Below are 11,915 nucleotides of genomic sequence, written 5' to 3'. Positions count from 1 at the left end.
AAATAATTACTCAGCATTCAGGATTGGTAATTCAGTACTACCGCCGTCAAGTCCCTTATCTTTGGTTTGTGATATCACCCAGTAGCGATAATCCGCCAAAAGTTGATTTAATAATCGTTGCTTGACTGACAACAGCACGCTTTTAAGCAACCCATTGCCAGTAGCTTCTAAAATTGGTTTAGGAGTAAAGGAAAATGGCGGTGGGAAATCCACCAGCACCTCTAAATCAGCCCTTCCTTGCAGGCGAGTGCCAGTGCTAAACTCTTGGGGAGACAAATGCCCTTTTAAATTGAGAGTAAAGCGCTGGTTAATATACTCGAAACCCAGAATTTCACAGCCTAGCGATCGCAAATAAATTATTCCATTTGATTCTGCCCATACTCTCATGTCTACGGTAGGTTGAATACTCAGTGACATAAAAGTAAGCGGACGCATTTTCAAGCGAAACACCTCCTCAGAAAGCTGCTGAATCCGGCTATTGTCAACTAAAGCCTTAACCAGACGTTGAGGCTGACGTAAGTAGTGCTGAATCGGAATAGGCTGCTCTGGAACAGCGATTTCAACCGATTGGGAGGCAGTAAACCGGGTAGCCATGAGCTAATAAAAATATCTGTTTCTCAATTTTAATATTTTTTAACAACTTAGTTCTGATTATTAGAAAATTACAAAATTTCTTGACCGTAAAAATGATTTTTACTTATCAGATATAGATCATTGGCAAAAAGTTGGTACGTTCATTACTATATTTATTGAAATAAATATAGATTAGGATTTTATACTTGACATAAAAACAAAAATATGATTTTTATCTATGTAGAAACTAATAGAAATCTTCAGGAGAATATAGCAAAAAACTGCTAGTAAATTTATTTGATAAAAGAATGATTTCTATAACTTATTTTCTTGGATACATATTTTGGTCTATTTGTTTATTGCGTAAATTTTACACCTAACAGTGTTAACAGTGTCTAGTAGGATTAGATATTGGATATATTTGCCAAGACAAAAATATCATACCTCTGTTTACCGATTAAACTTGTAACTCAAGGCTAAAGGCATGACTCTATTGATCGCACATTTAGGGCCTCCCGGTACTTACACAGAACAAGCAGCTGTTTTTTATGTCAACTGGCTAAACAAAAGCACGGGAGTTGAAGCTATATTAAGCCCTTATCCCACTATCTCCCAATCATTGCACGCCGTTGCTAATGGTCAAGCACAATTGGCTGTTGTGCCGGTGGAAAATTCTATTGAAGGCAGTGTTACCACAACGTTGGATACACTTTGGCAGTTGGACGGTTTGCGAATTCAGTTGGCTTTGGTATTACCCATTGCCCATACATTAATTTCTTGCGCGTCTAACTTAGATAAAATCAAAACTGTTTACTCTCACCCGCAAGCTTTGGCACAATGTCAGGGATGGTTAGAGCGTTTTCTCCCAACTGTACAGATTATTCCCAGCAATTCCACAACCGAAGCACTAGAGCGATTGGAGCAAGAAACGACAACGGCTGCGATCGCTTCTAGTAGAGCCGCTCAACTCTACAACCTGCCCATACTTGCTAGTGGCATCAACGACAATCCAGAAAACTTTACTCGTTTTTGGGTAGTAAGTCAGGGTGAAGCGGACACTGGATACCAGTCAACAAAAGTGCCTACTACTCACACATCGCTGGCTCTTAGTATGCCTGCCAACACACCCGGAGCATTAGTCAAACCTTTGCAAATATTTGCTCAACTAGGAATTAATCTCAGCCGAATTGAATCTCGTCCGACGAAGCGATCGCTAGGCGAATACTTGTTTTTCATGGATTTAGAAGCGGATGTCAAAGAAGCACAAATGCAATCTGCTTTAGCAGAATTAACTATCCACACAGAGGTTTTAAAAATTCTTGGTGCTTACAATGTTTTGCCCATCAGCGCCGTTAATTGAGAAGTTAAAAGTCACAAGTTAGGAGTTAATAATTATCAGTTAGGATTTACGAGCTCTCAGTTATTAGCTAGGGAATAGAAATTATAAGTTGTCAATCTTTTATTTTTTGTTTTTTCTTCCTGACTCCTAACTTATAACCCCTAACTTATAACCCCTCACTTTTCACTAAATGTATCTTTGAGAACAGCACGAGCTGCCAAGTGATTCCGAGTAGAGGTTAAAATTTCTGCTTCCCGCTCTAGACGAGTTACAGTATCTTGCATTTCTAGCAATAACTGCTGCTCTGCGGCGACACCATAAAGGTTACTGGCTACCCAATAAGATAACTCTGTTGGGAGATCGGGTAAATCTTCTGGCAGTTCGATATTTTGTTCGGTTAACTTTGCTGACAGACGCACAACATCTCGCAGTAGTTGTTCTACTTCAGAAGATAAAGGTCGTAAATCTTTAGTTGGTGGTTGGTCTTCAATCCACTCCACTAAACCAACGCGGTATGGCTTTTCACGAACATACTCTAATACACGAAATCTTTGCTGCCCTAAAGTCATCATTTTGATCCGATCATCTGGTAGCCGCTGGTGATGAATGATTTCAGCACAGCAACCAGTGTTTGCAATTGTACCTTTGACTGGATCGAACATCAAAACCCCGAACCTGCGATCGCTCTCCAAAATCGTGTTTATCATGATTCGGTAGCGAAATTCAAAGATGTGCAGAGGTAATGGCCTGGTAGGAAACAGAACTACTTCGGGTAACGGGAACAGAGGTAGTTCGCGAACTGCAATTTTAGAAGATGATGTCATTGTTACTTTGGTATAAACTTAATCTTAAAAAATAATTTTTCTCTGCTTTTCCCGCACTTTCTCTACATTCTATCATTTGTTTTCTAGCTAAAGAAAAGCCCTGAGATATATTTCTTCAGGGCTGCGTAAATATTCATACTAATGTCATTTGTCTTTTGTCCTTCGTCCTTTGCCAATGACTAATGACTAATGACTAAATTAAAGTTTGACTTCAATATCTACACCCGATGGTAGATCCAATTTCATCAGGGCATCAATAGTCTTAGAAGAGGGCTGGTAAATGTCAATAATCCGGCGATGAGTACGGGTTTCAAAATGTTCCCGTGAATCTTTATCTACGTGAGGCGATCGCAGCACACAATAGATTCGGCGTTTTGTTGGTAAAGGAATTGGGCCTATAGCTGTAGCGTTGGTGCGGTTAGCTGTGTCTACAATCTTCTCGCAAGATGTATCTAATAAGCGCCTATCAAAGGCTTGTAAGCGAATTCTAATCTTCTGCTGCTGTAGAGTTGCCATCTTTAATTTTCCAGGTTCTGCGTAATTAGGGGAATAGTTACAGGTTAAAGGTTACAAGTTATAAGGTTACAGAAAATTATTACCTATCCCCTGTAACCTATGACCTTATTTATAGAGGGAAGAGAAAGGAGCAGAGAGGCACAATAAATACCATCTCTGCTCCTTGATTATGAGCAAAAAGGTGCTACTTCAAAATTTTGGAGACAACACCAGCACCGATGGTGCGACCACCTTCGCGGATAGCGAAGCGCATTCCTTGTTCAATAGCGATCGCGTTGATCAATTCTACTGTCACTTTAATGCGATCGCCTGGCATCACCATCTCTACTTCTTTACCTTCATCTGAGGTGTAACCTTTGATAGTACCAGTTACATCGGTTGTCCGTACATAGAACTGGGGACGGTAGCCAGCGAAAAATGGAGTCTTACGGCCACCTTCTTTTTCTGTTAGGACGTACACTTCCCCTTCAAATTGAGTGTGAGGTGTAATTGAACCTGGTTTGGCTATCACCATACCGCGCTCAATATCTTCCTTTTTAAGACCACGCAGTAGTACGCCTGCATTATCTCCAGCCAGACCTTCTTCGAGGCTTTTCTTGAACATCTCAATCCCGGTGACGGCGGTACTACGAGTGTCTCTCAGACCAATTAGCTCAACAGTATCGCCAACCTTAACTTTCCCGCGTTCAATCCGTCCAGTCGCCACAGTTCCACGACCTGTAATGGTGAACACGTCTTCTACAGCCATCAGGAAGGGCTTATCAACATCCCGCTCAGGAGTGGGGATGAAAGAATCCACAGCATCCATCAATTCGTAGATTTTGTCTACCCAAGGATTTTCACCTTTTTTGGTCTTAGGATTCTTGATCATTGCTTCGAGAGCTTGCAGACCAGAGCCTTTGATAATGGGGATATCATCGCCAGGGAAATCATAGCTGGTTAACAGTTCTCTTAGTTCCAGTTCTACTAGTTCCAAGAGTTCTGGGTCATCCATTAAGTCTTCTTTGTTCAAGAATACAACCAGACTGGGAACACCCACCTGTTTTGCTAACAGAATGTGTTCGCGGGTCTGGGGCATAGGCCCATCGGTAGCAGCTACTACGAGGATGCCACCATCCATCTGAGCCGCGCCGGTGATCATGTTCTTCACATAGTCAGCGTGGCCTGGACAGTCTACGTGAGCATAGTGCCGATTTTCGGTTTCATACTCAACGTGAGCGGTATTGATGGTAATACCCCGTGCCTTTTCTTCTGGCGCGTTATCGATTTGATCGTAGCCTTTAGCTATAGCTTGACCAAGAGCTGCCAAGGTCATAGTAATGGCTGCTGTTAACGTGGTTTTACCGTGGTCAACGTGGCCAATAGTACCAATATTGAGGTGGGGTTTATTTCTTTCAAACTTTGCGCGTGCCATGAATGCTCATTTCCTTATTTTAACTAAGCGTTCCCTTTGCTTTTTGCAATGATAGTTTCAGCTACGCTGCGAGGCACCTCTTCGTAGTGGCTGAACTCCATCGTGAAGATACCCCGACCTTGCGTTTTTGACCGGATATCAGTGGCGTAGCCAAACATGGTCGCCAGTGGAACTTTGGATGCGACCTTAGCAAGTCCCTGTTCGGTGCTTTGGCTTTCAATTTGCCCCCGGCGGGAGATGAGGTCGCCAATGACGTTCCCGATATAGTCTTCAGGAACTTCAACCTCAACTTTCATCATAGGCTCTAAGAGGACGGGTGAAGCTTTCAACACAGCCTCTTTCATCGCCATTGAACCAGCGATTTTAAAAGCCATTTCCGAAGAGTCTACATCGTGGTATGACCCATCAATTAGCGTCGCTTTAACGTCAATCAACGGATATCCAGCTAGTACACCGGATTCGCAGCTTTCTTTCATTCCTTGTTCTGCGGGGCCAACGTACTCTTTAGGTACTGTACCGCCAGCAATTTTGGAAACGAACTCAAAGCCAGTACCAGGTTCTCCAGGCTCCAAATTGATCACAACGTGACCGTATTGACCTTTACCACCACTTTGGCGGATGAATTTGCCCTCAACTTTGTTTACAGCTTTCCGAATTGTTTCTCGGTAAGCTACTTGTGGCGCACCCACATTCGCTTCCACTTTGAATTCTCGTAACATTCGGTCTACTAGAATTTCTAGGTGTAGCTCTCCCATCCCCGCGATCACGGTTTGGTTTGTTTCGGGATCGACGCGGACTCGGAAGGTGGGGTCTTCTTCTGAGAGAGATTGCAGAGCCTTGGACAGCTTGTCCATGTCGTTCTTGGTTTTGGGTTCAACCGCCACCGAGATTACAGGCTCAGGAATGAATAGTGATTCCAGAATTACTGGCGATCCATCATCACAGAGGGTGTCACCTGTCAAGGTGTCTTTCAATCCCAGAGCTGCTCCCAAATCACCCGCTCGCAGTTCATCGACATCTTGCCGATCGTCTGCTTTCATGAGAACTAAGCGGGAAATCCGTTCTTTTTTATTCTTACTAGCGTTGAGAACGTAGCTACCCTTTTTCAGGACACCAGAATAAACACGAACAAATGTCAGGCGACCATAAGGGTCAGCCATAATCTTGAATGCCAGAGCTGCTAGGGGTTCGTTGTCATCAGCCCGCCGCTCAACAGTATCGCCATTTGGCAGTAAGCCTTGAATTGGGGGTACTTCACTTGGTGCTGGCAGGTAATCAACAACGGCATCCAGCATCAATTGCACGCCTTTGTTTTTAAATGCCGAACCACAAAGTACTGGTACAATTGTCCCCGCAATTGTGCCTTTACGCAGGGCAGTCCGAACTTCCTGTTCTGTAAGTTCTTCGCCCTCGAAGTACTTAGTCATCAGAGCATCATCGGTTTCCGCCGCGGCTTCTATGAGCTTGGTGCGGAATTCGTCTACCTGCGCTTGTAGTTCTTCTGGGATATCAGTTTCCTGAATATCGGTTCCTTGGTCATTAGCGTAAATATACGCACGTTGCCGTACTAGGTCAACAATACCTTGGAAGTCGTTTTCACTACCAATTGGTAGTTGAATGGCGATCGCATTCGCCCGCAGGCGATCGCGGATTTGCTCATGAACTTTATAAAAGTTCGCTCCGGTGCGATCCATCTTGTTGATAAAGGCGATCCGAGGAACTTTGTAGCGTTCTGCTTGCCGCCACACTGTCTCAGACTGCGGTTGCACGCCACCCACAGAACAAAATACTGCGATTACACCATCCAATACGCGCATGGAGCGCTCAACTTCAATTGTGAAGTCTACGTGACCGGGAGTATCGATAATGTTAATTTGATGATCTTTCCAGCTGGTACTGATCGCAGCAGCAGTAATGGTAATTCCCCGCTCCCGCTCTTGCTCCATCCAGTCTGTGACGGCAGTTCCTTCATGAACTTCGCCAATTTTATGAATTATCCCAGAGTAAAATAATATTCTCTCTGTTGTTGTTGTTTTGCCCGCATCTATATGCGCCGCAATACCAATGTTGCGTACTTTATCTAGCGGGATCGTGCGTGCCACAGCTACCTCCTATAGTTTTTGCCTCATGATATCTTGTATATTACTCTTTGTTAAGATTCTATACTTTTACGGAAAACCGTCTTTTTGTGTAAATCTACGATATACCGCTTCGGCAAGGCGATATATCGCTTTTTTACTTAGTAACGATAGTGGGCAAATGCTTTGTTAGCTTCCGCCATCCGGTGTGTTTCTTCACGTTTGCGAATGGCATTGCCAGTTTCGTTAGCAGCATCCATTAACTCATTTGCCAATTTGCTGGCCATTGTCCGGCCTGGTCTTGAGCGGGAATATTGTACTAACCAACGCAGTGCTAGGGTAGTGCCCCGTTCTGTACGCACTTCCATTGGTACTTGGTAGGTTGCTCCACCAACTCGCCGAGCCTTTACTTCTACTAAAGGCGTGGCATTTCGCACTGCTCTTTCAAAAGTTTCTAAGGCACCAGCACCAGTGCGTTCTTCAATAGTCTTTAAGGCATCATAAACAATGCGTGCGGCAAGCGATTTCTTGCCATGACGCATAATCCGCCTAATAATCATGCTGACAAGGCGACTGTTATATACAGAGTCAGACGGAACTGGGCGCCTTTGAATAACACCACGACGAGACATACTTCACCTTTAATTCGGAATTGGCAACGAAATTATATGCTATCAGACACCGGAAACTAAAAGCGGTAGAACCCAACCCTCAGACTTCCTCAATTTTTTCGACCGTTGCAGCAAGGCTGACCTGATTGACTGTCAATTTTGGATTTTGGATTTTTCAATTTTGGTGAAGCAGCGCGGTCTTGGGGGTTTCCCCCATGAGCGACTGCTGAACCCGAAGGGATTAAAAGTTTTCGCTGTATGTTTCGACCACAGGGGTCAGAAAAATCAAAAATCTGTCAAGCCTCATCCCCTTCTGGGTTCGACCAATCCAAAAATCGCAAATCTAAAATCTAAAATTGTTTGGCTTGCTACCTGCAACTAAATACTCAAGGCGACAAGATTATAAACTTTAATGTTCAGATGAGAAATTCGCTGTCAGTTACAGCCTTCTCTTCAGAACTTCTACACTTGCTCGCTTAGTGTAGGTGTAGCTTGCTTGATTTTTTTAACAGACACAATTGCTGTTAGAACATAGACGGCGATGCTTTTAAGGTAGACGATTAATCGTGTTGGATGCGATTAATCGCCTAATCCTATTTTTTCGCTTCTTTAGGCCGCTTGGTTCCATACTTGGAACGGCCTTGCTTGCGGTCTTTGACTCCGGCTGTATCTAGGGTGCCACGGATAATGTGGTATCTCACGCCTGGTAGATCCTTAACCCGACCGCCACGAATCATCACAACTGAGTGTTCTTGTAAGTTGTGACCAATGCCTGGAATGTAAGCTGTAACTTCAAATCCAGAGGTAAGTCTGACTCTTGCTACTTTTCGTAGGGCTGAGTTAGGCTTTTTTGGTGTGGTCGTGTATACTCTGGTACAAACTCCCCGACGTTGGGGGCATTGCTTCAGAGCAGGGGACTTGGTTTTCTGACGCGCTTGTTCGCGCTCAGTTCGTATTAGCTGCTGTATTGTTGGCATGAGTTACAGCGTCGTAAAGCTGCTTATGGTCTAAGTTTTAACAAATCCTGATTATATCTTTTTTTACGGCTTTATGTCAATTGTGATTTTTCCTTAGTGATTGAACATCTGTTTTTTGACTAATGCTCAATCACTAATGACTTAAGGAAAAGGAATTGCCACAGCCACAAGTAGCGATCGCCTGGGGATTGTGGAAGCGAAAACCACCACCCATTAAGTCTTCTGAATAATCTACCCTCAAACCGTTGAGGTAATTTAAGCTTGTGGCATCTATAACTACTTGAATTTCATCCAAGTCGAAAACCTGGTCGCCAACTTTTATTGCTTCATCGAAGGACATATCATAAAATAACCCGGAACAACCACCTGGTTTTACTGCCAATCGAAACAAGACATTTGGCTGTTGTTTGGACTTTATGCGCCCAATTTCACTCACGGCTGCTTGACTCAGATGAATCATGGAACTCGTTTTTTGCAATTGAATACCCCATCTTCCATTTTACAGATGGGTTGACCCTTGCTTGTGCAAAATTCTAAATTATCTAAGGCATGAGCGCGATCGCTATTACTACATTTATAACACTAACATATTTCAGTCCCCACCTTAACTAGGTAGGGACTTCTGGGGTGTAGTAGTTCGTTTACAAAGACGGTTTACACGAATTACCTTTGGGATTAAAGCTTTAATAGCGTTCTTTTGGTTTTAATCTTTGGTACGGGCATAGTCATCTTGGTAGCGGATAATATCATCTTCTCCCAAGTATTCGCCATTTTGGACTTCAATCAACACCAAGGGGATCACGCCAGGATTCTCTAAACGATGAGATGTACATTGGGGTACATAAGTTGACTCATTGTTGCTCAGTAGTACTTCTTTCTCGCCACAAACTACTCTAGCTGTACCAGAGACAACAATCCAATGTTCGCTGCGGTGATGGTGCATCTGTAGACTGAGGCGGTGTCCGGGCTTAACTTCGATGCGCTTAATTTTGTATCCACGCCCTTCTTCCAAAACTGTAAAAGCACCCCAAGGACGTAATTCAGTTGCAGCAACGCCCCTAGAAGTGATGGCTGGAGGTAGGTGTAGAGTTTCAGTCTGTGTAGTTTCTTGATATCGAGCCATAGTTACCTCATTTGAAGACATGACAAACCGTTGGTACTCTTAACTATTGATAAAAAATCTGGCGTTATCTTGCAACCTTGAAAATCAGCAATTTTGTCGCACTTTGATAAACATAACAAAATCAAACCTGATGGTGTAAACTGTCACTACTAAAATTCTGATGTTTACACCAAGTCTTCATCAAGCAAAATGATAGCTTGTTCTAAACTTTAAAAAGTGACTGGGGACTAGGGATTGGGTTTTTTCTACTACCTCATTTTCGTGGTTGTAGGAAAATACCAATTCCGTTGTGAACACGAGCAGCGGTACTAGGCGATCGATTGAGTAATTGCCCTCCTAAATAAAGGCTGGTAGAACTACCGCCGTCCAAATTTAGGGCATCCACACAGCCCATGAGTTGCATTAATTGGGCGTGTTCTGCCAAATTAGGCCCATAACCGCCGACACGATTATGGGTGGCAGTAATCATTACTGTGCCTGTTGCCGTTGTGCAAATACCGCTACGAATAGCTTTTTCGGCAATAAAGGCATTGCTGAATTTTTCACTTTTGGCATCAAGGACAATTTGACGATTTTGGACTAGTAGCGGCCCAGCCCCGATAATGTAGGCATAACGACTAAAATCAGCTGGAGTAGTGGCGCTGGAAATATTTACTCTGCTTCCAATAGGTAGCTGGGAGGCAGCACTAGTAGCGTTAGCGCGTAAGGTTAACAAGTAGCCATCCTGGGGAATGGGAACTGCTGTGCCACCAACTTTGCCGCCTGGTAACTGATTAGTAATTTGGTCTTTCTGTACCACTAAGATAATTTCGTTATCTGTCAGGGGTGTGTAAGTTGATCCCCAAGCTGGAGTATAACGAGCAATGCCACTCTGGACGTAACCGCTGTTGAGAAACAAAATTGGTAGGCGCTGGTCATTTGCTGCGATTAAAGTTTCTTCTAAGGTGAGACGACCAAAGTAAAATTGGCCTGAATCATTCCAAGCGATCGCACCTCGATTCAAAATGGGGCCTGATAACCATTGATTATCCCGACGAATCGCACCCAATGGCAATCTATTATTGCGGTTAAAATAACCACCGTTAATTCCAGCTACAGCTAAGTAACGTTGGGCTGTTTGAATTAAGGGAGCAGTACCCGCAAGCCCATCAGGACTAGCCCACATAGGTTTCAAGGTTAGCCCAAATTTACGGGGATTAACTTCTAGCCAGACCACCGGAAAGCGTTCTGTGCCTAAGTTGACATAATGCTGTCGCCAGCGCAATCCTGGGGCCCAAGTAATATCCCGCTCTTCTAAAGGATCGGGTCGAATATCGATAATCAGGCGATTGGGGTTAGCGACAGTACTAATTTGAGGCGATAGACCAAAGGGAACGCTCAGACTAATAATTGTTTGGTTTTTCACCACCTCCACCTTTTGAATCAGTGGTTCAGGGGGTGATGGTATTGGTTGTGTTGGTGTAGCTGGTAATAATTGTTTGAGCAGATTTGGCAGTAATGTTGGTGGTGCTGCTGGCTTCGGCGCATAGCGTTCTATCAAAACGGGATCGGCTATTCCATCCAGGGTAACTGTCCACTCTCGATTTGGCGGTGTGGTAGATTTTGGGGTTGGCGTATCTGGATCGGAAGATGGAGTTTGGGGTTTGGCGATCGCAGAACCTTGTGCAATTTGCCAGGGAGTGGGACGATCTAAATCGACAAGCATCCGAGTTTGCTGCAAAGGCGCACTCGCTTCTGGAGGTTCCTGGCTCTGAACAATATTTGTGATTTGTGTTTTCGGGGTAGCAATCACCAAAGTGTTACCATTAACTTGAATTTGCCATCCCGATGTTTGAGCAAAATTAGTAATATCCAGATAGCGATATGCTCCTAGTAGCCTAGCGGCTAACACCTGTGGCTTTGTCACCGACGAAAACCACTGTACTGGTTGCTTGGCTGAATTACTACTGGTTAAGAAATTTACTCCAATTAATTGCCTGAATACCCCGTCACTGAGATGAGTTTTCACTTGACCAGATTTTCCCGGTTGCTGCAACCAAGTTCCTGGTAAAGTACGACCATTGAGGGAAATTTGATTGCCAGAGGATGCCACACCTGTTGAGGGAGGTGCAGGTGACTGTGAGATTAACTTGGGTGTTGATTTGGTGGTTTTTGGGGACTCCTGGGCGTTGATAGGATAGGTAGTAATTAAACACAGGACTGTCAACAGTATTGGTGACATAGTAGCTCGAAAAAATTTGCGTTCGCTAATCCCTGATTGGCAACAATTCGGCATTTTTACCATAATTTACTAGGTATTTTTGAAACCTATCACCCAAGGTATAAACTAAACTAATTATTGGCAAATATAAAGAAAACATGACTTTATTTTTGAATAAATATGGTAATCTATATATTGGATAGTTATCTCTTATAGACATTAACTAATTTATTTAGACGCCAAAGCCACTGCAATCAAGT

Annotated in this window: 11 protein-coding genes; 1 reads left to right on the top strand and 10 read right to left on the bottom strand. The window is 43.6% G+C overall.

Going from position 1 to position 11,915, the window contains the following annotated elements; genetic code table 11:
- Positions 1-6: 6 nt before the first annotated feature.
- Positions 7-594, bottom strand: a complete 588-nt coding sequence (locus HWQ39_RS30275) for a DUF1997 domain-containing protein (protein WP_292853611.1) — start codon at positions 592-594, stop codon at positions 7-9.
- 463 nt (positions 595-1,057) lie between these two features.
- Between HWQ39_RS30275 and pheA the strand changes: the two genes are divergently transcribed.
- On the top strand, positions 1,058-1,933 hold the full coding sequence (pheA, locus tag HWQ39_RS30270) for a prephenate dehydratase (protein WP_292853609.1): 876 nt from the start codon (positions 1,058-1,060) through the stop codon (positions 1,931-1,933).
- A 155-nt stretch (positions 1,934-2,088) separates the two neighbouring features.
- On the opposite strand, the gene HWQ39_RS30265 is transcribed toward pheA, so the two are convergent.
- The 9 genes from HWQ39_RS30265 to HWQ39_RS30225 form a co-directional block, all read right to left on the bottom strand.
- The gene (locus HWQ39_RS30265) at positions 2,089-2,736 is read right to left on the bottom strand and encodes an LON peptidase substrate-binding domain-containing protein (RefSeq protein WP_292853607.1); all 648 of its coding nucleotides are present in this window, start codon (positions 2,734-2,736) and stop codon (positions 2,089-2,091) included.
- Between the two features lie 198 nt (positions 2,737-2,934).
- A complete protein-coding gene (gene rpsJ, locus HWQ39_RS30260; RefSeq protein WP_008232935.1) occupies positions 2,935-3,252 on the bottom strand; it encodes a 30S ribosomal protein S10 in 318 nt (105 codons plus the stop codon).
- 184 nt (positions 3,253-3,436) lie between these two features.
- Positions 3,437-4,666, bottom strand: coding sequence for an elongation factor Tu (tuf, locus tag HWQ39_RS30255; RefSeq protein ID WP_292853605.1), 1,230 nt, complete (start codon positions 4,664-4,666; stop codon positions 3,437-3,439).
- Between the two features lie 23 nt (positions 4,667-4,689).
- On the bottom strand, positions 4,690-6,768 hold the full coding sequence (gene fusA, locus HWQ39_RS30250; RefSeq protein ID WP_292853603.1) for an elongation factor G: 2,079 nt from the start codon (positions 6,766-6,768) through the stop codon (positions 4,690-4,692).
- 137 nt (positions 6,769-6,905) lie between these two features.
- On the bottom strand, positions 6,906-7,376 hold the full coding sequence (gene rpsG / locus HWQ39_RS30245; RefSeq protein ID WP_069070112.1) for a 30S ribosomal protein S7: 471 nt from the start codon (positions 7,374-7,376) through the stop codon (positions 6,906-6,908).
- A gap of 572 nt (positions 7,377-7,948) precedes the next feature.
- A complete protein-coding gene (gene rpsL / locus HWQ39_RS30240) occupies positions 7,949-8,332 on the bottom strand; it encodes a 30S ribosomal protein S12 (protein ID WP_015214573.1) in 384 nt (127 codons plus the stop codon).
- A 133-nt stretch (positions 8,333-8,465) separates the two neighbouring features.
- Positions 8,466-8,792 (bottom strand): iron-sulfur cluster assembly accessory protein, encoded by a 327-nt coding sequence (locus HWQ39_RS30235; protein ID WP_292853756.1) that lies wholly within the window; start codon positions 8,790-8,792, stop codon positions 8,466-8,468.
- A 243-nt stretch (positions 8,793-9,035) separates the two neighbouring features.
- Positions 9,036-9,455: a cupin domain-containing protein gene (locus HWQ39_RS30230; protein WP_069070111.1), complete on the bottom strand. Its 420-nt coding sequence runs from the start codon at positions 9,453-9,455 to the stop codon at positions 9,036-9,038.
- Positions 9,456-9,708: 253 nt separating this feature from the next.
- The gene (locus HWQ39_RS30225) at positions 9,709-11,676 is read right to left on the bottom strand and encodes a phosphodiester glycosidase family protein (RefSeq protein ID WP_292853598.1); all 1,968 of its coding nucleotides are present in this window, start codon (positions 11,674-11,676) and stop codon (positions 9,709-9,711) included.
- Positions 11,677-11,915 lie beyond the last annotated feature (239 nt).

Origin of the sequence: Nostoc sp. NMS8, from assembly GCF_017115045.1 — a bacterium.
Classification (GTDB): domain Bacteria; phylum Cyanobacteriota; class Cyanobacteriia; order Cyanobacteriales; family Nostocaceae; genus Nostoc.
This window is presented reverse-complemented; position numbering and strand designations above follow the sequence as displayed.